Genomic DNA, 19,584 nt, shown 5'->3' with positions numbered 1-19,584 from the left:
CCGCGACGGGGTCGGTCCGGTCAGTTCTGCCCCGCCTGCCCCACCTCCACCACGTCAGCCACCACACAGCTCACGTTGTCCGGGCCGCCCGCCTCGTTCGCCCGGTTCACCAGGGCCTGGACCGCCGTGTCGGGAGCGGGCACCGAGGCGAGCACGGCGCGGATCTCCTCCGTCGGGACGACCGCGGACAGGCCGTCCGAGCAGAGCAGGTAGCGGTCGCCGGGGCGGGCGTCCTGGAGGCGCAGGTCGGGCGCCGGGACGGCGTCGCCGCCGTAGAGGCCCTTGAGGAGCAGGGCGCGCTGGGGATGCGCGGCGGCCTCCTCCGGCGTCAGGCGGCCCTCGTCGATCATCGACTGGACGAGCGTGTGGTCGTGGGTGATCTGGAAGAGCGCGCCGTCGCGGAGCACGTACGCGCGCGAGTCGCCGATGTGGACGAGCGCGAGCTGCGAGCCGGTCCAGAGCATGGCCGTCAGGGTCGTGCCCTCCTCCTCGGTGCCCGCGACGTCCCGTACGGCCCGCGTCGCCCCCTGCACGGCGTCCTCCAGCAGGTTCAGCACGCTGCCCGCGGGGAGCGTCTCGCGGTCCAGGACCTTCAGCGCCTCCACGGCGGCCGTGCTCGCGGGCGCCCCGGTGGCACCGAAGCCGTCGGCCACGGCCAGTACGCGGGTGCCCGCGTAGGCCGTGTCCTGGTTGGCGGGGCGCACCAGGCCGGTGTCGGAGAGCGAGGCGTAACGGAGTTCCAGCATGGCGGTGTCCTCCTCGGACGTCTCGGAAAGGTGGTCCACGAGGAACGCCGCCAGGTCCCGGCGTGCCGCCGTCTCGGCCTCGACCCGCGCCCAGTACGCCCGGATCTCGCGGGCCGCGGCCGGTCCGTCCAGCGCGCAGACGTGCCGGATGCGCGCGAGGGGCATCCCGAGCCGCCGCAGCCACGCCACCAGCCGGGCCCGCTCCAACTGCCCGGCCGCGTAGTAGCGGTAACCGGTGTCCGGGTCCACCCGGGCCGGCCGCAGCAGGTCCAGCTCGTCGTACAGGCGCAGGGCCTTCGGCGACAGCCGGCTCGCCTTCGCGAAGGCGCCGATCGTCAGCATGCTCATGGGTTCCCCCCGGTGTTCCTCGTTCGCCCTCGATGCTGCGGCTTCACCGAAGGGGAAGGTCAACGCCAAATGTGTTGCGGCGGTCGCGGAGATCGTTGTTAGCCTGCGCGGGCACCACCGGCCTGGACATTTGTACGAGGATGGAGACCCTGTGGCCCGCACCGCCCCCTCCCGCATAGCGCTCGTCACCTACGACCCCGGCGCCGACGGGCACAAGGACAGTGATCTGCCGGTGCTGGCGCGGGCGGTGGACGAGACCGGAGCCGTGGCCGAGGTCGTGCACTGGGACGACCCGGAGGCCGAGTGGGGTGCGTACGACCTCGCCGTCATACGGTCCACCTGGGACTACAGCTGGCGGGCCGAGGAGTTCGCGGACTGGGCCGAGCGGTGCGCGAGGGCGACCCGGCTCGCCAACCCGGCCCACATCGTGCGCTGGAACGCCGACAAGCGCTACCTCGGGGAGCTCGCGGACGCCGGGGTGCCCGTCGTGCCCACCCGGTACATCGCACCCGGCGACCCCGTCGAGCTGCCGGAGGACCGCGAGTACGTCGTGAAGCCCACCTCCGGGGCGGGCGCGCGGTTCGCGGCGCGGTACGCGGCAGGGGAGCGGGAGGCCGCCGTACGGCAGATCGAGCGGATGCACGCCGAGAAGTTCACGGCGATGGTGCAGCCCTACCTCACCGGCATCGACACGACCGGGGAGCGGGCCCTGCAGTTCTACGGGGGCCGGCTGCTGCACGCCAGCCGGAAGGGCGCCGTGCTCACGCCGGGCACACCGTACGACGCCGACAAGATGCCCCACCCGGACCTGCGGGTGTGGGAGCCGACCGGCGCCGAACTCGCCGTCGCCGATCGGGCGCTGGCCGCCGTGCCGGGAGGAGCGTCCGGGTTGCTGTACGCGCGCGTCGACCTCGTGGACGGGGAGGACGGGCGGCCGTGCGTGATGGAGCTGGAGCTGATCGAGCCGAACCTGTTCCTTTGGCTGCACCCGGAGTCGGTGCGGGCCGTGGCGGAGGCGATAGGCCGGGCCGCGGGCGTGTGACGGGTGTGTCAGGCCGGGCCGCGGGCCCGTGACGGGTGCGTGACGGGTGCGTGGTGAGGGCCTTCGCCGTCAGCCGGTGACCGCCACCCGCTGCAGCAGCCCCCACGTGAACTCCGCCACGCACTCCCGCCGTACGCCCTCCTCGTCCGGTGCCGTGAAGGAGAGCCCGAACCGCGTGGGAGCGGTGCCCTCCAGGGGGCGGGCGGGGGCGAAGGCGCGGGCGGCCTCGTCGACCGTGCAGGACCAGGGGGTGAGGTCGGCCAGGGTGCGCAGCTCCGGGCCGGGGGCGTCCGGGGCGCGGACGAGCCACTCGTTCCAGACGGCGCCGTTCGGGGCGAGCATCACCTCGAAGCGCAGGTCCGGCCAGAGGGGGAGCGGCCAGCGCAGGGCCTCGCACTCCAGGTCGCCGATCGTCCGGGGGGTCACCGACTCCGGTGCGCCCAGGATCGAGCGGTACCGCGATGCCGCCGCCGGACGGGAGCGGGGCGAGCGGAGCATCGCCTGCCAGCGCTTGTTCGCCTCGCGCATGTCGGTGATCGAGACGCCCAGTTCACGACGGGCGTCCGCCACCAGTTCCGGGTTGTGGTCGGCCATGCGGCGCAGCAGGACGAGCTGGAGGTCGAGGGGGGTGAACGGCCCGGCGGGGGGCTTCGCGGCGGAGGGCATGGCCCCCATGGTGGCGCAGAGCCGGTGCCGGTGCGGCCGGGCGGCGGCCGTCCGGCAGGAACAGCACCGAGTTCACGTACCGGGGGCCCCACAGGCCGCGGAAGGGGAGTGTCCGGCGGACCAGGCCCTGCGTCGCCACGTACGACACTCTCGCCTGGTGGGTCTCCAGGGCCGTCGGGTCCAGCGGCAGCCAGGTGCGGCCCGGCAGGACCCAGCCCGCGTAGCCGAGCCCGGCGAGCAGGTCGACGACCGGGGCGATCGGCTGGATACGGGACTCCAGCTCGACGAAGAGCACGGGGCGGTCACGGGTCAGGATGCCGTGCGCGCCGCGCAGGACCGCCGGTTCGCCGCCGTCCACGTCGATCTTCATGAAGCCGACGTCCCGCAGCCCCAGCCCGTCCAGGGTGACCAGCGGAACCGGCAGCGCGCGGGCGTGGATGTCCCGGCGGAGCAGGGACGACACGCCCCGCTCGCCGTCGTCGCCCGGCGGCAGCCACAGCCGTGCGGTGCCGGTGCGGTCCGAGGCGGCGGCCTCGACCACGCGGACGTTGGCGGGGGCCGCCGCGGTGAGGAGCCGGGCCAGCCGGGGGACCGGTTCGACGGTGACCACCTGCCGGGCCCGCCGGGACAGGCGGCGCGTCCAGGGGCCGTACCAGCCGCCGACGTCCACGGCCGTGCCGCAGCCGGGCGGGCAGAGGTCGCCGAGTCTGGCGAGCTCCGGTTCGAAGCGCGGATAGACGAACCCGGCCGCCGCGGCGACCAGGCGTTCGGGCAGGTGGGGGGCGAGCCGGGCGGCCAGGGTCATAAGGCTTTCTGCCGCGCCGGCGGGACGGGTATGCCGACACCGCCGGTACAGCGGCGTGTCGCGGCGTGTCGCGGCGTGTCGCGGTGCGTCAGGACGCCGTCCGCCGGACCAGTTCCTCGTGCTCGTCCTCGGTCACCTGTTCGCCCGAGGACGGCAGCAACTGCGGGATGCCGTCGACGATGGGGTAACGGAGGCGCAGCCGCGGGTTGTAGAGCGCCTCCGCCGCGCGGGGCGCCTCCCGCTGGACGAGCAGGAGCAGCGGGCCCTTGTCGAGCGGGCACGCCAGGATCTTCAGCAGCGGGTCGTCGGGGTGCATCGTCATGGGGTGTCGGCTCCTCATGGGGTGGCGGCTTCTCATGGGGTGGCGGCTTCTCGGCCGGGCGGGGGCGAGTGTGCCCCGTCCCATTTCAGGACCTCCGCGCGTGCAGCAGCAGGAGCGACGCGACGGACGGCAGCGCACAGGCCAGCCGGTCCAGCGGCCGGAGCGGACGCGGTACGCCGTGGAAGGGCGCCCCCCGCAGCCGTACGACCTCGAAGCCGGACGCGGCCACGAACGACCGCAGCGCGCGGGCCGTGTACAGGCGCAGATGGCCCACCACCTCGGTGCCCGGACGGCCGTGGACCGCGCGCAGGCTCACCTCCGAGAAGACGGGCTGCACGCCCGCCAGCAGCAGGGCGCGGTTGTACCAGGCGGCGAGATTGGGCGTGGACAGCATCAGGTGGCCGCCCGGGCGCAGCACCCGGTGGATCTCCTCCAGGGCGCCGTCCGGGTCGACGAGGTGCTCGACGACCTCGCTGAACAGCACGGCGTCGGCGCCCGCGGTGGCGAACGGCAGCCCGCCGTCGCTGAGTTCGCCGCGCACCACGTACGGCAGCCGGGTGCGGGCGCGGCGCAGGACGTCCTGCGACCAGTCGACGCCGATGATGCGGTGACCGGCGAGCAGGGGCGCCGCGGTGGCGGCCGCCGTGCCGTCGCCGCATCCCATGTCCAGGACGGTCCTCACGCCCGCGGTGGCCGGGCCGAGGGCGGCGGCCAGCATGCGGGCCTGCCGGATGCTGCGGGCGGTGCCGGAGGCGACGGGGACGGCGGGGTTCTCGTAGAAGCCCCGCAGGCCGTCGCGTTCGGGGGTGGCCGGGCTCGCGGTCGTGGCCGTGCTCGTGGTCCTGTTCGTGGTCGCGCTCACGGCGAGCCCTCCCCGGTGAGGTGCAGGAAGCGCTCGAAGAGGTCGCGCAGCCGCGCGCCGTCGCCGGGTCCGAGCAGCGCCCGCGACCAGCGCAGGGCCAGATGGAGGCGGTCCGCGGTGGACGCCGCCGTCACGGTGAGGCCGCGCGGCATCCGGGCCGGCGCCGAGAACCACACGGCGCGGGCGCGGCCGGCGTCCTCCCCGAAGTCCAGCGGGTACGGGACGCGGCCGATGTTGCTGAGCAGGGTGGTCGACGTCCAGGGCGCGGCCGCCCGGCGCAGTCCGCGGGTGAGCGCGCCCCGCCAGGCCACGGGCACGACCGGGGCGGTCAGCAGGGCGGCGGTGTGGCCGAGCGGGGGCCGGGCCAGGGACTTCAGGACGCGGGTGCGCCCGGCCGTACGGAGCAGCAGCTCGCCCACGCGGGCGGGGTCGAGCTCGTCGGGCGCGAAAGGCACCTCCAGCAGGCGGGTGCCGTTGCCGATCGGCATGTCCGCGTTGCGGGGGCGGTCGTCGACCGGCATCGAGATGCGCAGGGGCGCGGGGCGGGCGCCGTGCTCCCGGTTCCAGTGGGCGATCATCAGGGCCGTGGCGACCATGAGCTGGTCGTTCACGGTGTACGGGGAGCCCTCCGGGCGGCGGGGCACGGCGAGTTCGGCGACGAGCAGGCCGTTGCCCGCGGCCGGGGCGGGCTCGGGGGTGCCGTGGGCCACCCGGGCGGGCGGGGCCCAGACGGACGGGCCGTCGACCTCCGGCGGGCCCGCCGGGCCCGCCGGCCGGGCCGGCGGCGTGGCGGGGGAGTTGTCCCGGCCGCCGTACAGCTCCGCGGCGGTGGCGAGGACGCGCAGGCAGGCGGGGCAGTCCAGGGCGGTGTGGTTGAGGGTGAGGAGCAGGACGGTGCCGTCGCCGCCCGCGGCGTACGGGGACCCCGGGGCACGGCCGGCCGCTCCCTCGACCACCTCCACGCGGAGCGGCGGCGCCGCCGACAGCGGCGGGGCCTCGGCCAGCGCCCTCGTCCGGGCGTCGCGCAGCGCGTCCGGGCCGTACGGCACGTACGTCACCAGGTCGACGTCCGGGTCCGCCCTCAGCTCCCACTCGTAGCGGCGGCGGTACCAGGGCCCCGGCGCCTCCCGCATCAGGCTGCGGGGGTGGCGGTGGAGCGCCTCGGTGAAGGCGGCTCCCAGCCGGACCGGGTCCAGGCGGCCCGGCAGATGGACCTCGATGTGGACCGTCTCCGGCACCTCCTCCTGGAGACAGTGCCGGGTGACCTCGTCGACCACGGGGAACGGGACGCGGGCCGGTGGCCGCACGGGACCGCCCGTGCCGTTGCGCGCGGGGTGTTCCACAGCGGTCATGCGCCTTCACCCTTCTCCGGGCTGTCGCCCTTCTCCGGGCCGTCACCCTTCTCCGGCCGCTGCGGCCGCGGCGGCGGCAGCTGCTCCGTCGATGCCTCCGAGCCGGGCGGTGGGGCGGGCCCTGCGGGCGGTACAGGCGGTATCCCGTAGGGCAGCGTCGAACCGGCATCATCTGGACCGGTGCCGGTGCCGGTGCCGGTGCCGGAGGCCCCGTCACCGGAGGCCCCGTCGGCCGGAGGCCCCTCGGCCGCCGGCCGCGCCCGCCTCCCGACGCTCACCAGCCCCGCGAACAGCCCGAGCACCGCCAGCACCTGAGCCACCGGCCCGAACGCGCCCTCCCCGGCGGCCGGGGGCTCACCGGCCCCGGTGGCGGCGGCGACCCCCGCCCCGGCGAGTGCCAGGAAGGCGAGCGGCACCAGCAGCGCGTGCCGCCTCCACGCCAGCAGCGCCAGCACCGGCACCACCAGCCCGAGCAGCCCGGCGATCATGACTCCGGCGAGCGTCAGCGCCACCGTGCCCAGCCGGACACCGGGTTCCGGCGGCACGGGCTGCGGCGCGTCGGGGTTGGGCGAACGGCGCCGCCAGAGCACCGCGCCGATCAGCGCGGCCAGCCCGACGGCGCTGCCGAGCAGCCCGGCCTCGTACACGGTGGCCGGTTCGTACGACAGCTCGACCGTGCCGCCCGTGCCGCCCGGGACGTACCAGCCCTGTTGCCAGCCGTCGAGCCGCAGCGGAGTGAGCTCGCGGCCGTCCAGGGTGGCCTTCCAGCCGTTGTTCACGTTCTCGTACGTCGTCAGGTACGAGGCCACCCCCGGGCCGACCGTCACCTCACGGCGGTCACCGAGCCAGTCCCGTATCCGCAGCTCCCGGTCATCGGCAGCGGCACCGGGACCGGCACCGGCACCGGTGGCCGAGGCCTCCGTCACGTCGCCGCGCGTGAGTGTCACGTCCGTCACCGCGAGCGGGCCGGCGTCCGCGGACTCCACCCGGTGCGCGCTCCCCTCCAACTGCACCTCGGCGTCCTGCCGGCCGCCCCGGCAGAGCGTCACCTCGACGCCGCGCCGCTCGGCCAGGTCCCGTACGGTGCCCCGCGCGCCCGTCTCGTACGGGTCGCCGTCGATCGTGAGCACCGGGCCGCGCCCGCAGGGGAGGGAGAACGCGCGGTCCCCCGGCGGCCACGGGGTCCGCTGGCCCTCGGTGAGTGCCGGGAGGTACACCTCCGCCAGTCCGGCCGGGAGCTGGAGGTCGTCGCCCGCGACCGGGTTGTGCAGGGTGAGTCGTTCGGTGTCGGTGATCGTGATGTCGAGCCGGTCGGTGGTGATCCGCTGGAAGCGGGCCCAGCCGTGCTCGTCCACGGCGGCGACCGCGGCGCCGTCCGGCGAGCTGATCTCCACCCGCGTCGCACGGGCCGACAGACCGCCCGCCGGGGCGAGCACGATGCTGTCGATCTTCTTCCGGCCGGACCAGCCGAGGTGGATCGTGGGGCGGTCGCCCGCGATCCAGGCCGTCGTCAGGTCGCCGTCGGTGAGGTTGCGGGGGGAGAGGCCCGGGCCGAGGGCCGCCGTCGAGTCCGCGGCCGCGGTGACCCCGGCGCGCCGCTCGGGCGCCACCTCGTACAGCAGCCGGTCGAGTTCCGGGCCCGGCACCGGTACGGCGGTGGCCCGCACCTGGTAACGGCCCGCCTCGGAGACCGTGAAGCGCCGGTGCAGTCCGGGCTCGGTGCCCGTCGGGGAGAAACCGGTGGGATCGGCGGCGCGGTGCAGGGAGACGACCTCGCCGGGGGCGGCGGAGCGCGCGGCGTCGGTGGGCAGCCGCAGCACGCGGGTCACCCGTACGCCCGGGATGGCGATCTCGGAGAAGCCCGCGCCGGCCACCCCGGCCCGCCGCTCCTCCGACTCCACGATCGTGAGCTTCAGCCAGTCCGTCGTACCGGCGCGGGCCCGGACACGCTGCGTCGAGCCGTCCGTCCGCAGGAAGCTGGTGACGGCGCCGCGCGCGGTCTCCACCCGCACCCGGACCGGCGCCGACCGCACCCCGTCCTGCGGCAGCGGCGTCACCGTGAACGTGTCCGGGACGTCCTGGAGGCCGTCGAACCCGATCCGGAGCCACTGCCCGTCCGCCGAGCCCGGCGCGCCCTCCGCCCACGCCGTGTCCGGGTCGCCGTCGAAGGCGTTCACCGGGTCGTACTGGGGGAGGTGGAACAGCCAGTTGCCGCTGGTCGACGCGGTCACCGTGCGGGCGCCGCGCAGTTCGGCGACCGTCTGGTGCTCGATGCCCGACACGGGGAGGATCTGGCGCGGCTCCCTGCCGGGGTCCTGGAGGCTGCCCTCGGGGTTCCGCTCGGCCGGGGTGTACGTGTACGAGGTGTTGGCGTTCACCAGGCCGAAGCGGGTGTCCGCGCGGCGCAGCCCGTCACCGGTCACCTGTACGGCGGGGACGCCGAGACCGGGGTGGGCGTCGCCGGTCAGCACGGTGGGCCGGCCGCGCACCGCGGGACCGGCGGCGAGCGGCAGCAGCGCCTCGGGGCCGCCGGAGACGACGGCCGTGTCCGCGACCGGCTTCAGCCCGGCCCGGCCGGGGCGGGGCGTGCCCTCGGGCGGCCGGTAGACCTCCACGGCGCGCAGGCGCGGGTACAGCCCTTCGACCTGCAACGGGGTGCCCTCCGCGATCCGCCCGCCGGTCGTCATCGGCCCGAAGCCCGTCACCCGTTCGTACCCGGACTGCTCCAGGGTCCGTTTCACGGTCGTCGTCGGTACGGCGCCGATCTGGTCCGGGTCCAGGTCGTTGCGTACGACCACGTAGTGGAGGCCCGCGCGGCTCAGGTAGTCGGCCAGGCCCGGGACCTCACCGCCCGTCAGCAGCGCCTGCTCGACCGCGTCCATGGCGCGCCGGTTGCCGGGCGTGCCGAAGGGCACGAAGTCGCGCTGCGCCCAACGGGACTTCGCGAGCACGTCCAGTGGCTGGTCGATGGGGGAGCCCCAGGTGTAGAGGCCGTGCGCGGCGGCGGGGACGACCAGGGCGCGGGAGTCGGGCGAGTGGTCCGCGAGCCAGTCGGCCGTCGTCCGCCAGTACCGGGGCAGCTCCTGGAAGGAGCCGGGCTGGAGGATCGACCCGTTGAGGTACGGCCACAGCAGCCCGGGCAGCACCAGGACCGCGGCCACCAGCGGCGCGAAGCGCCGGCCGCGTACCCGCCGGGTTCCGCGCGCGGTCCCGCGCCCGGCCTTGTGCGTCCGCTCGGTCTTGGGCGTCCGGCCGGCCACGCCCACCAGGTGCGCGAGCCCCAGGACCAGGGCGAGCGCCAGTCCGGTCTGGAACTTGTAGATGTTCCGGAAGGGCGCCAGGGCGCCGTCCAGCAGGCCCTGCACCGTCTCGTGGAGCGGGCCCCCGAACACGCCCCCGTACCCGGCGAGGGTGACGACCGCGACGGTCAGCACCGTGAGCACCAGCCACCGGCGCTCGGGCATGTCCCGCCGGGCGAGCCCCGCGAGACCGAGTCCGGCGGCGAGCGAGGAACAGACGATCACGATGACCGAGGAGGCGACGGTCCAGCCCGCGGGCAGCCACGCCTCGCCGAAGTGGAGGTACGCCACCCAGTTCCCGGCGCCGCGGAGCACCTCGGTGGCCGACATGGTGGCCGTCGTGGTCTGCGCTGTCTCGATGTACGGCAGGAAGTTCTCGCCGTAGGCGCCGAGCAGCAGCAGCGGTATCACCCACCACGCCGTCGCGAGGATCACCCCGGGCGCCCACCAGGCGATCAGCTTGCGGCGGCGGGGGCCGCGCGGGCGGGACAGCAGGTACAGGCCGACCGGGAGCAGGGACGCGAGGGTGGACGCCGCGTTGACGCCGCCCATGAAGGGGATGATCAGCGCCGAGCGCAGGGCGGCGACCCGCGCGCTGTACCGCTCGTCCGTCAGCGGCAGCAGCACCCACGGCAGGAACGCGCCCGGCAGCACGGCCGCCGAGGTCGAGCCGACCACGATCGTGAACGTCGGCCACAGCGCGTACGCCACCGCGCCGAGCAGCCGGGAGGCCGGACTGCCGATTCCCAGTCGCTCGGCCAGCCGGAGCGCCCCCCAGAAGGCGACGGTCACCACCAGCGACAGCCACAGCCGCTCCGCGAGCCACACCGGCACATGCAGCAGGTCGCACAGCGCGTAGTACGGCAGCATCGGCCAGAGGTAGCCGATGTACTGGTCCGCGATCCCGCCGAAGCCGCCCCGGTCGTGCCACAGCTGTTCCAGGTCGGACAGGAACTGCAGCGGGTCGAGCGCCACGCCGAGCTTCGTCTCGAACGTCATCCGCCCGGGCGACACGACCAGGAACAGGACGAACACCACGGCCCAGAACCCCAGCAGCCAGCGACGCGACCGCGGGCCCTCGCCGGGGCGCGCGGCGGGCCCCGCGGGGCGGACCGGCGTGGGAGGGGGAGCCTGGACCGTGTTCGTCATGCTGGACACCGCCGGAGAATGAGGAGGAGGTTCCATGTGGCGAACTCGCGCAGGACCGGCACCTTCACGACGGTCCGGGCGAGGAACGGCGCGTAGCGGGAGCGCGCCGTCACGACCGTGACGTCGTCGCGCTCGCGCACCTGCCGCAGGGTGGGTCCGATGTGCACGGCGAAGAGGTTCTCGCCGAGGGTGTGCTTGGCCGGTCGGCCGGTACGGCGCCGGTAGCGGGCGCGGGCCCGCTCGGCGCCCAGGTAGTGCCAGGGCGACCACTCGTGACCGCCCCACGGGGACAGCCAGTTGGTGAACGACACATAGATCAGCCCGCCGGGCCGGGTCACCCGCACCAGCTCGCTGAGGAGGATCTGCGGGTCGGCGACGTGCTCCAGCACGTTGGAGGAGAAGCAGACGTCCGCGACGCCGTCGGCCAGCGGCAGCAGATACCCGTCCGCGAGCACGGCCCCCTCGGGCGGCTCCGCCCCGAGCTCCCGCACATCCGGCTCGAACAGGTACGCGTACGCTCCGCGCCGCCGGAGCTCCGCCGTGACGTACCCGCCGCCCCCGCCGACATCCACGACCGTACGGCCCCGCACCGGCCCGCCGTACGCCTCGACCTGGTCGGCGGCGTCCCGGGCGAGCACGGCGTAGCAGCGCGCCGGGTCGTCCTGCTCGCGCAGGAAGGCGCGGAGGAGGACGACCGAGCGCCGCAGGGAGGGGTCTTTCGGCCGGCGGTGGGGTGACTGCCGGTGGGGTGGCCGACGGTGGGGTGACTGCTGGTCGGGCGTCTGGGAGCCGGGTGTCTGCCGGTCGGGCAGCCGCCAGCCGGGCAGCTGTCGGCCGGGCAGCCGCAAGTCGGGCGGCTGCCGGTCGGGCAGCGCGCGGCCGGGCAACCGTCGGCCGGGCACCCGCCAACCGGACACCCACCAGCCGGACAACCACCGGCCGGGCGACCGCCAACCGGGCAATCGCCAACCGGCGGGCCGCCGACCGGAGCCCGCGGCGGCCCGGAGTTGCCACCGCCCGTTCGTCCGTTCCGCCCCCGAGGGCGCCGTCACGGCGACCAGCTCCTCACCGCCTCGGACGCCACCGCCCGGAACTGGCGGACCGTGTGGTTCCAGCGGTAGCCGGCGGCGCGTTCCCGGGCCGCCTTGCCCATGAGGGCGCGGCGCTCGGCGGACAGGGCGAGGGCGCACCAGGCGGCGGCGAACGACGACTCGCCCCGGGTCAGCACACCCGTCTCGCCGTCCACCACGGAGTCCCGGAGGCCGGGCACGTCGAAGCCGACCGTGGGTGTCTCGCGCGCCGCGGCCTCGGTGACCACCAGGCCCCACCCCTCCACCGCGGAGGGGTGCACCAGCAGCCACGCGGCGCACAGCAGCCGGTGTTTCTCCGTCTCGGGCACATGGCCGGCGAAGGTCGCGTCCGGGCCCGCGAGCCGCTCCAGACGGGCCCGCTCCGGGCCGTCTCCCACGATCACCAGCTGCCCTCCCGTCACCGGCCGCACGCGCTCCCACAGCCGCAGCAGCAGATCGATCCGCTTGTACTCCACGAGCCGTCCCACCGCCACGAACAGCGGCTCGGGCGACCGCTCGGCCCGCGGGCCCGGTTCCTCGACCCCGTTGTGCACCACTCTGATCCGCTCGCGGTCCACGCCGATCGCCCGCAGCGCGTGTGCCGTCGACGGGGAGACGGCGACCAGCAGATTGCGGCGCTGCACGCCCGCCAGCGCCCAGTGCTCGAGTCTTCGGCCGACGCGCGCGGCGGGCGCGAGCGGCCCGCCGAACCGCATCCGCCACAGATCGGTGTGGACGTGGTTGACGAGACAGAGCGTCGGTCCGCGGTGCCACAGGGGCGCCAGGTACGGCATGCCGTTGCACACCTCGACCAGCAGGTCGCAGGTGCCGACCTGGCGGGCGAACGCGGGCCGGGCACGCAGATAGTGGCTCAGATCGCCGCCGGCCGACACGACCCGGTACTCGCGGAACGCCGCCGGGCCGCCGCACAGCAGGGTCACCTGGTGGCCGAGCCGGGACAGCCCGCCGGCCAGCCGGTCGACCAGCAGTTCGGATCCGCCTGCCGCCGGGTTGCCGAGGTCCCGGCGGGCGAGGAAGACGATGCGGCGCGGCTGTGGGGGGTGCGCCGGGTGCTGCGCGCTGCGTGGAAACGCCTCGAGCAGCGAGAACGGCACGTGCTGGGGCATTGAGTGCTCCAACTCGTCTCGGGGGGCGGGACCCAGCGTGGGGGGAGGGGCGCGGTGCGGATCGGTGGATCGGTGGAGTGGTCGGAGCCTGGTGACGCGGGGTGGAGCGGGCCGGACCCTCGGCGGTCCGTGGGGGTGACTGCTTGTCGTGCGTGGGGGAGTACTCGTCGTCCGTGGGGTGACTGCTCGTCGTGCTCTGCGGAGGTGAGGCGGCTGTGCTCGGCGGAGTGGACAGTTTTCGCCCAGCGCCGGGAAGCCGCTACTCACCGATGTGATGAATTCCGGCTTTTTGGACGTGACGCCTCATCATATAGTGAGCAAAGCTGCGAAGGGCCCGGATCACCCGGGGCGCCGACGTCCGCGTATCACCAGAACGGCACCCGCCACGGCCAGCGCGGATCCGGCCACGGCGGCGCCGAACGGCACCGTACGCCCCAGCAGGCGCAGCCGTTCGCCGTCCCGCTGCGCCTGGGCGACGGCGGCCCTTTGCGTTGCGGGTGTGAACGCCAGTTTCCGGCTGTCGAGCAGGACCGCCGCGTCCCGGTGCGCACCGGGCGCACGCAGCGTGCGGCGGGGGCCGGTCTGCGCGTGGAGCACCCTTCCGGTGGTTCGGTCGACGACCAGTTCGATGCCGTGGTTGGCGTACCACTCCTCGGCGAGGACCTGCGGGCGGTCCGGCGCGCCCACGATCCTGCCCGGCACCGGCCGGCTACCGGTCCGCGTCGCGGGGACGCTGCCGGTGAACCGGTAACCCTCGTACCCGCGGACCTTCTCCACGCCCTGGTACCGGAGCACGACCGGCGCCCCGAGGGTGTTGTCCCACCAGCGGTAGGGCCGCCTCTGCACGTCGAACGGGAACTTCAGATAGGCCTCGCCCTCGATGTACGGCTGCTCGCCGCAGCAGTGCACGGGGCGGTTGGTCCGCCGGTCGCTGACCCAGCGGTGTGGGGTGAGGTCCAGGGCGTCGTGCGGGTCGGCCGCGGGCAGCGTCTCGTCGGTGTCGACGGTGGTGACGACGTCCCAGACGGCGGCGTGCCCGCTGCGCTCGCTCGCGGCGACGTCACCGCGCACCCGCTGGGTGACGGTGATGTGCCGGCCCGGCACGGTCCTCAGCCGCCCGGCGTCGAAGACGCTGCCGGTGCCCGTGTACACGGCGGTGGTGTCGACGTCGACGGGGTTCACGGCGACGCGCGGCGTCACGTACCACGCGAGCAGCGGCGCGAGGACGAGCAGGAACGTGCCGAGACCGAGAAGCACGAGCGAGAAGGGTGTGGCATGACGGCGCATCCGGGCACTCCAGTGACGTGGGGCGGCGCGACGCGCGCACAAGGGACGTCCGGGTCGGCGCCGAGGGACGAGAGCGCATGCGGTACGGGCCGGGAACGTAGGCGCACCCTTGACGGGGTGTCAATGGCGTGTCGAGACTGGGCCGGGTCAGGGGTCTGGTGAGCGCGGAGGTCCGGGTGGGGGCGGCCTTTCGGCGGCCTCTCGACGGCCTCTCGACGACCGCTCGACGGCTTCCCGACGGAAAAAGGCTGACCCTGCGATGTCCCGACTGCTCGCCGCCGCGCTCACCGTCGCGGCCGCCGCCGCACTCGCCGTGGGTGCCGCGTTCGGTGTCCTCGCCCGGCTGGAGGCGGCTCCGGACCAGCCGAACACCCCGCTGATCACGTACGAGACCGCAGGCGGGGAGCGCTGAGCCGCGACCCGGAGGTGAGGGTTCCCGGGTGAGGGTTCCCGGCCATTGCCCGGGCGAGTGAAGTCTGACTAGCCTGTGTTCGTCATGCCGATCGTCTGTTGAAATTTCGAACATAAGGGAGGGGGCCGGTCGTGGGACGCCTCGTACCTGCCGTGACCCGGGCTCTCGACATACTGGAGCTCTTCCTGGACGGGGACGGCACGCTCTCCGCCCCCGACATCGTGCGCAGGCTCCAGCTGCCGCGCACCACCGTGCACGAGCTGGTCACCACGCTCGCCGCCCGGTCGTACATCGTCCCGGTGCCGGGGCAGCCGGGACGCTACCGGCTCGGTGTGCGCCCGTACCAGCTCGGCAGCCGGTACGCCGAGCAGCTCGACCTCGCCGCCGAGGGCCAGCAGGTCGCCCGGTCCGTCGCGGAGACCTGCGACGAGACGGTGCACGTGGCGATCCTGGAGGGCACCGACGTCATCTACATCGCGAAGGTGGACTCCACGCACGCCGTCCGCATGGTGTCCGCCGCCGGACGCAGGCTGCCCGCGCACTGCACCTCGGTCGGCAAGATGCTCCTCGCGTCCCTCCCCGAGCCGGAGCTCACCGCCCGCGTCCCCGACGACGCCGAGCTCCCCGCGATGACGCCCAACAGCATCACCGATCCGGCCGCCCTGCGCGAGGCACTCGCCGAGATCCGCGACCGCGGCATCGCGGTGGAGCGCCGCGAGTCCAACCCCGACGTCTCCTGCGTGGCCGCGCCGGTCCGCGACCGCACCGGACGCGTCGTCGCCGCGCTCTCCATCTCCGTACCGATGATCCGTTGGAGCGACGAGCGCCGCGTGGAGCTGGAGCAGCTCGCAGCCAAGGGTGCGGCACAGTTGTCGGAACGGCTCGGACACAGGAGTGCGGTATGACGACGGACATGACGTACGAGGTGGCGGTACGCGCCGAGGCGGAACTCGGCGAGGGCCCGACGTGGGACGCGGCGGCCGGCCGGCTGCTCTGGATCGACATCCTGAACTCCCGCGTGCACACCTACGACCCGGTGACCGGACGGCGGTCCGTCCGCCGCACCGAGCAGCACATCGGCGCCGTCAAGCCGCGCGCGGGCGGCGGGCTGGTGCTGAACCTGCGGGACGGGATCGGGCTGCTCGGCCCCGACGACTCCTTCCGCTGGCTGCACCGCGAGCCGGTCCCCGGCCGCCGCGCCAACGACGCCGCCGTCGCCCCCGACGGCTCGCTGTGGGCGGGCACCATGCGCTACGACGAGGCGCCGGGCGGCGGCACGCTGTCCCGGGTCACCGGGGACGGGACCGTCGAGACCGTCCTGGACGACGTGACGGTGAGCAACGGCACCGGCTGGAGCCCCGACGGACGGCTGATGTACTACATCGACACCCCCACCCGGCGGATCGACGTCTTCGACTTCGACCACGGGTCCGGCCGGGTGACCGGCCGCCGTCCGCTGGCGGAGATCGAGGAGGGCGCCGGCTACCCCGACGGCCTCACCGTCGACGCGGACGGATGTGTGTGGGTCGCCCTGTGGGACGGCGCGGCGGTACGCCGCTACACCCCGGACGGCAGGCTCGACCGGGTCGTCGACCTGCCGGTGCCGCGGGTGACGGCGTGCGCCTTCGGCGGAGCGGACCTGACCGACCTGTACATCACGACGGCCCGGACCGGGCTCGACGCCCCGCACCCGCTCGCCGGATCGCTGCTGGTGCTGCCGGGAGCGGGCCGGGGGCTGCCGCAGCCGGCGTTCGCGGGCTGACGCCGGGTCCGGGCGGGGGCCTGACGGCACCCCGCCCCGCACCCGGCGGTCACGGCAGTCCTGCCGCCTTGCGCTCCCACACGGTGAGGGGCGGTCCGTCGAGGGCGGGCTTCAGCGGGCCCGCCACCGCAGCCAGCAGGACCGGCGGCGTCAGCAGGACGGCCGCGCCCCGCTCCAGCGACGTCACGTCGGTCACCCGGCGGGCGATGCGCCCGTTGCCGGTGGCGGTCAGCATGAGACGGTCGACGTACGCGGCCAGGAGCCGGTCCCTGCGGGTGATCCCGCCCTCGGCCGCGCCCGGGTAGAAGATGTCCTGGCCGACGGCCAGGTCCCAGGCCGCGCCGATCGGCCGGGTCATGGCCCGCTGGACCCGGCGCGCCAGCCCCGGCGCGCCCCATCCGTACCGCCGCACGACCTCCCCGAGGAGCTCCGCGCTCTGGGCGCCGACCGCCATGCCGTGCCCGTAGACCGGGTTGAACGCGGCGAGCGCGTCGCCGATCACCGCGAAGCCCTCCGGCCAGGCCGGCATCCGCTCGTACAGGTACCGGCGGTTGACGGTGGTGCGGGTGTACGCCACGTCGCTCAGCGGCTCGGCGCGCTCGACCAGCTCGCCGATGACCGGGTGCCGCAGCTCCTCGCGGGCGAAACGGGCGAAGTCGTCGGTGTCGGGGGAGGGCCGGCCGCCGCGGGTGCCGGACAGGGTGACGATCCACCGGCCGTCCTCGATGGGCAGCAGGAAGCCCGCCCGGCCGGGCCCGCCGGCACGCGGGTCGGGCTGCACGTTGACGACCGGGAAGTGCTTCCGGGCCGCCTCGGGTGCGCGGAAGAGCCGGCTGGCGTAGGCCAGGCCGGAGTCGACCACGCGCCGCTCGGGCTCGGGCAGCCCGAGGCCGGTCAGCCAGTGCGCGGCCCGGGAGCCGCGCCCCGAGGCGTCCACGACCAGGTCGGCGCGGAGGGTGCGTTCGGGTCCCTGGTGGGGGCGGACGCGTACGCCGGTGACGGCGGCGGCGGTCCCGGTCAGGCCGACCGCCTCGGTCCGGTCGAGGACGTCGATCCGCTCGTCGGCGAGGACGCGCGCACGGATCGTCGCGTCCAGCAGGTCGCGCCCGGCGAGAAGCACATGGTGGGACTCGGCCCAGCGCCGGAACCAGCCGCGGGGGCCCAGTACGACCATGTCGGTGGTGACCGGCAGCCGGTTCGCCCCGGCGTCGCGGAGGGTCCCGGTGATCCCCGGCAGCAGCCGTTCGACCGCCTGTGCCCCGCCCGACCAGAGCATGTGGGCGTGCCGTGCCTGGGGCAGCCCCTTGCGGGGTTCGGGACCGGCGGGCAGGGCGTCGCGTTCCACGACGGTGACCCGGTCGGCGACCGCGGACAGGGCGCGGGCCGCGAGCATGCCGGTATGGGATCCCCCCAGGACGACGGCGGTTCTGGCGGGGGTGGTGCGTTCTGTCATACGTGCGTTTTCTCTCTGCCGGAGGAGGTCGCCCGGGCCCGCACCGCCTCGACGTCGGGGCGGTGGCGCAGAGCCTGGGACACGGCCCGGATCTCCTGCAACAGGTAGGCGGTCTCGGGGCCGGAGGGCGGGGAGGCGCTGTCGGTCTCCGGAGACCGCTCGCGGGCGGCGACGGCGTCCAGGACCGTGACGGCGGCGGCCAGGGCCCTGGCCCGGTCCGGCTCGTGCCCGAGGCCGAGGGCCGCGTCGTACGACCGCCTGCGCAGATCCTCGTCCAGGTGCCGGGAGAGCTGGAGCAGGGTGTCGCGGATGAACGTCTCGCGGCGGATCAGCCGCATCTCCGCGGTGGCCCGCGGAACGGGCGGCGCACTGCCGGCGTTCACGCCGCGCATCAGCAGGTAGAGGGGCCGCAGATGGCGGTGGCCGAGCCGGACCCGCCAGCGTTCGTGCAGGTACTGTCCGGCGTGCGGGAGGATGAAGCCCACCGCGACCAGGGTGGCCGACACGGCCGCGGCCGACGGTGCCAGGTCGGTGCTCAGCCGGTCCAGGTCGTGCCCGGTCAGCCGGGCGGTGACGGCGGTGAGCTTGGCCGTGCCGAAGAGCAGGTTGGACGCGTAGCCGATGCCCAGGAGCCTCAGGCCCCAGCGCAGCCAGGCGTCCAGGCCGTCGGTGCGGACCCAGTTCCAGATCAGCCGTGCCGTGATCGAGCAGGCCACGGTGTGCGCGACCAGGTAGAGCAGGATCCCCTCGCGCATGAACGGCGTGGTGGCGTAGTACGTGTCCAGGTCCCGGCGGCGCTCCACGGGGACGTCCGCGAGGACGAAGAGCACCCACAGGGCGACGACCACCCCCGCGTAGACGAGGACGACCCACCGGGCCGTGCGGCGTGTGGCGGCCGAACGGTCGGACAGCCCGTTGCGCCAGGCCACGATCAGCAGCAGCCAGGACGCGCACAGCGCGGTGAGGAGGGAGTACACGAGCGGGGCGGCGAAGTTCGGTATGCCGGTGACGCGGTTCGTCCAGCCGATCATCGACGGGGAAGCGAAGACGAAGACGGCGCAGGCGAACAGCAGCAGGACGCCCACGGCCCGCAGCATCGGGTCCCGCCACAGTTTGACCAGGTTGGGCAGCTTGATGACCAGCGCGACGGACAGAGCGGCGATGGGCAGCCAGAAGGAGACGGAGATGCCGCCCAAGGTGTCGGAGGCGTCCAGCGCAAGATGCGTGAGGGTCATTGTCTCCCCCTGCTCTTCCCGAGGTAGCCCAGGGACCGCTGCACGGGTCCGGGCGGCGGGCCGGAGCCGTGGCCGTCGAGGTAGGGCCGGACCAGGGTGGCCAGCCGATGCCCGAAGTCGTCCGCCTCGGCCTCGTCCCGCTCCCGCGAGCCGTTGCGGGCGGCGACGGGGGCGCCGCCCCGCTCCAGTGCGGCCGACAGCCCGGGGCAGAGTGTGGTGTCCCGCTTGCCGATCTCCTCGGCCAGTGCCCGGACCCCGGCCGTCCGCGCGCCGGGACGGTGCCCGTGCCCGGCGTGCAGGTGCCACAACTCATGGCCCAGGATGACCAGTTGCTGCACCGCCTCGGCCCGCTCCTCGACGATGATCAGGTCGAAGTCCCGCAGCTCCACCCACAGCCCGGTGACGTCGAGCTCGTCGGGGAACCGTTCGAAGCGCAGCTCGACGGGCCGGCCGCCCTGGCGTGCGGCCATCTCCTCGCACAGGGCCCGGCACAGCTCCCGGACGCCGGCCGGGGGCCGGGGTCTGGCCCGCAGGGCATCGGCGAGCCGGTCGGTCAGTTCGCGCATGGCGAGGCCGGTGCGGCGCCGGCGTCGCAGCGCCCGGGCGGTTCGTGCCGCCTTCTTCCACGCGCCCGCGATGTCCATCGC

Annotated in this window: 17 protein-coding genes; 4 read left to right on the top strand and 13 right to left on the bottom strand. The window is 74.8% G+C overall.

Going from position 1 to position 19,584, the window contains the following annotated elements; genetic code table 11:
- Positions 1–20 precede the first annotated feature (20 nt).
- Positions 21–1,094, bottom strand: coding sequence for a MerR family transcriptional regulator (locus IE242_RS16745; RefSeq protein ID WP_189859900.1), 1,074 nt, complete (start codon positions 1,092–1,094; stop codon positions 21–23).
- Positions 1,095–1,245: 151 nt separating this feature from the next.
- On the opposite strand from IE242_RS16745, the gene IE242_RS16740 reads away from it, so the two are divergent.
- The gene (locus tag IE242_RS16740) at positions 1,246–2,136 is read left to right on the top strand and encodes an ATP-grasp domain-containing protein (RefSeq protein WP_189859898.1); all 891 of its coding nucleotides are present in this window, start codon (positions 1,246–1,248) and stop codon (positions 2,134–2,136) included.
- 69 nt (positions 2,137–2,205) lie between these two features.
- Here the strand turns inward: IE242_RS16740 and IE242_RS16735 are convergent, their stop codons facing one another.
- From IE242_RS16735 to pgfA, 9 genes are all read right to left on the bottom strand, one after another.
- The gene (locus tag IE242_RS16735) at positions 2,206–2,802 is read right to left on the bottom strand and encodes a hypothetical protein (RefSeq protein ID WP_189859896.1); all 597 of its coding nucleotides are present in this window, start codon (positions 2,800–2,802) and stop codon (positions 2,206–2,208) included.
- Positions 2,687–3,607 carry an FkbM family methyltransferase gene (locus tag IE242_RS16730; RefSeq protein ID WP_189859894.1) on the bottom strand — a complete coding sequence of 307 codons (921 nt, stop codon included), beginning with the start codon at positions 3,605–3,607 and terminating at the stop codon, positions 2,687–2,689. Before IE242_RS16730 ends, IE242_RS16735 begins: the two co-directional genes overlap by 116 nt.
- A gap of 88 nt (positions 3,608–3,695) precedes the next feature.
- A complete protein-coding gene (locus IE242_RS16725) occupies positions 3,696–3,923 on the bottom strand; it encodes a Trm112 family protein (RefSeq protein WP_189859992.1) in 228 nt (75 codons plus the stop codon).
- Positions 3,924–4,014: 91 nt separating this feature from the next.
- A complete protein-coding gene (locus tag IE242_RS16720; protein ID WP_189859892.1) occupies positions 4,015–4,791 on the bottom strand; it encodes a class I SAM-dependent methyltransferase in 777 nt (258 codons plus the stop codon).
- Complete coding sequence (locus IE242_RS16715; protein ID WP_189859890.1) at positions 4,788–6,143, bottom strand: condensation protein; 1,356 nt, start codon at positions 6,141–6,143, stop codon at positions 4,788–4,790. The genes IE242_RS16720 and IE242_RS16715 overlap by 4 nt, the downstream gene beginning before the upstream one ends.
- Complete coding sequence (locus tag IE242_RS16710; RefSeq protein ID WP_189859888.1) at positions 6,140–10,591, bottom strand: alpha-(1->3)-arabinofuranosyltransferase domain-containing protein; 4,452 nt, start codon at positions 10,589–10,591, stop codon at positions 6,140–6,142. Before IE242_RS16710 ends, IE242_RS16715 begins: the two co-directional genes overlap by 4 nt.
- Positions 10,588–11,298, bottom strand: a complete 711-nt coding sequence (locus IE242_RS16705) for a class I SAM-dependent methyltransferase (RefSeq protein ID WP_229859014.1) — start codon at positions 11,296–11,298, stop codon at positions 10,588–10,590. The genes IE242_RS16710 and IE242_RS16705 overlap by 4 nt, the downstream gene beginning before the upstream one ends.
- Positions 11,299–11,639: 341 nt before the next feature.
- Entirely contained in the window at positions 11,640–12,788 is a 1,149-nt protein-coding gene (locus IE242_RS16700) for a glycosyltransferase family 4 protein (RefSeq protein WP_189859886.1), read from the bottom strand.
- Positions 12,789–13,127: 339 nt separating this feature from the next.
- On the bottom strand, positions 13,128–14,075 hold the full coding sequence (pgfA, locus tag IE242_RS16695; protein ID WP_189859884.1) for a cell envelope lipid trafficking protein PgfA: 948 nt from the start codon (positions 14,073–14,075) through the stop codon (positions 13,128–13,130).
- Between the two features lie 259 nt (positions 14,076–14,334).
- On the opposite strand from pgfA, the gene IE242_RS16690 reads away from it, so the two are divergent.
- The 3 genes from IE242_RS16690 to IE242_RS16680 all read left to right on the top strand — a co-directional run bounded on the left by IE242_RS16690 (position 14,335) and on the right by IE242_RS16680 (position 16,249).
- A complete protein-coding gene (locus tag IE242_RS16690; RefSeq protein WP_189859882.1) occupies positions 14,335–14,487 on the top strand; it encodes a hypothetical protein in 153 nt (50 codons plus the stop codon).
- A 131-nt stretch (positions 14,488–14,618) separates the two neighbouring features.
- On the top strand, positions 14,619–15,392 hold the full coding sequence (locus IE242_RS16685) for an IclR family transcriptional regulator (protein WP_189859880.1): 774 nt from the start codon (positions 14,619–14,621) through the stop codon (positions 15,390–15,392).
- The gene (locus IE242_RS16680; RefSeq protein WP_189859879.1) at positions 15,389–16,249 is read left to right on the top strand and encodes an SMP-30/gluconolactonase/LRE family protein; all 861 of its coding nucleotides are present in this window, start codon (positions 15,389–15,391) and stop codon (positions 16,247–16,249) included. Before IE242_RS16685 ends, IE242_RS16680 begins: the two co-directional genes overlap by 4 nt.
- A 49-nt stretch (positions 16,250–16,298) precedes the next feature.
- On the opposite strand, the gene IE242_RS16675 is transcribed toward IE242_RS16680, so the two are convergent.
- From IE242_RS16675 to IE242_RS16665, 3 genes are read right to left on the bottom strand one after another with little or no spacing between them, the layout of a single operon-like run.
- Complete coding sequence (locus IE242_RS16675) at positions 16,299–17,702, bottom strand: FAD-dependent oxidoreductase (protein ID WP_189859877.1); 1,404 nt, start codon at positions 17,700–17,702, stop codon at positions 16,299–16,301.
- Positions 17,699–18,937 carry an MAB_1171c family putative transporter gene (locus tag IE242_RS16670; RefSeq protein WP_189859875.1) on the bottom strand — a complete coding sequence of 413 codons (1,239 nt, stop codon included), beginning with the start codon at positions 18,935–18,937 and terminating at the stop codon, positions 17,699–17,701. Before IE242_RS16670 ends, IE242_RS16675 begins: the two co-directional genes overlap by 4 nt.
- Positions 18,934–19,581, bottom strand: coding sequence for a toxin-antitoxin system, toxin component family protein (locus tag IE242_RS16665; RefSeq protein WP_189859873.1), 648 nt, complete (start codon positions 19,579–19,581; stop codon positions 18,934–18,936). The genes IE242_RS16670 and IE242_RS16665 overlap by 4 nt, the downstream gene beginning before the upstream one ends.
- Between the last annotated feature and the right edge of the window lie 3 nt (positions 19,582–19,584).

Origin of the sequence: Streptomyces poonensis (assembly GCF_014650915.1) — a bacterium.
Taxonomy (GTDB): Bacteria; Actinomycetota; Actinomycetes; order Streptomycetales; family Streptomycetaceae; genus Streptomyces; species Streptomyces poonensis.
The sequence above is the reverse complement of the archived record's forward strand: the minus strand, read 5'-3'. Positions and strand labels throughout refer to the sequence as shown.

Coding starts and splice junctions, on each gene's coding strand:
- IE242_RS16690 (WP_189859882.1), top strand. CDS start 14,335: ATGTCCCGACTGCTCGCCGCCGCGCTCACCGTCGCGGCCGCCGCCGCA.
- IE242_RS16715 (WP_189859890.1), bottom strand. CDS start 6,143: ATGACCGCTGTGGAACACCCCGCGCGCAACGGCACGGGCGGTCCCGTG.
- IE242_RS16745 (WP_189859900.1), bottom strand. CDS start 1,094: ATGAGCATGCTGACGATCGGCGCCTTCGCGAAGGCGAGCCGGCTGTCG.
- IE242_RS16710 (WP_189859888.1), bottom strand. CDS start 10,591: ATGACGAACACGGTCCAGGCTCCCCCTCCCACGCCGGTCCGCCCCGCG.
- IE242_RS16735 (WP_189859896.1), bottom strand. CDS start 2,802: ATGCCCTCCGCCGCGAAGCCCCCCGCCGGGCCGTTCACCCCCCTCGAC.
- IE242_RS16725 (WP_189859992.1), bottom strand. CDS start 3,923: ATGCACCCCGACGACCCGCTGCTGAAGATCCTGGCGTGCCCGCTCGAC.
- IE242_RS16675 (WP_189859877.1), bottom strand. CDS start 17,702: ATGACAGAACGCACCACCCCCGCCAGAACCGCCGTCGTCCTGGGGGGA.
- IE242_RS16730 (WP_189859894.1), bottom strand. CDS start 3,607: ATGACCCTGGCCGCCCGGCTCGCCCCCCACCTGCCCGAACGCCTGGTC.
- pgfA (WP_189859884.1), bottom strand. CDS start 14,075: ATGCGCCGTCATGCCACACCCTTCTCGCTCGTGCTTCTCGGTCTCGGC.
- IE242_RS16700 (WP_189859886.1), bottom strand. CDS start 12,788: ATGCCCCAGCACGTGCCGTTCTCGCTGCTCGAGGCGTTTCCACGCAGC.
- IE242_RS16670 (WP_189859875.1), bottom strand. CDS start 18,937: ATGACCCTCACGCATCTTGCGCTGGACGCCTCCGACACCTTGGGCGGC.
- IE242_RS16680 (WP_189859879.1), top strand. CDS start 15,389: ATGACGACGGACATGACGTACGAGGTGGCGGTACGCGCCGAGGCGGAA.
- IE242_RS16665 (WP_189859873.1), bottom strand. CDS start 19,581: ATGGACATCGCGGGCGCGTGGAAGAAGGCGGCACGAACCGCCCGGGCG.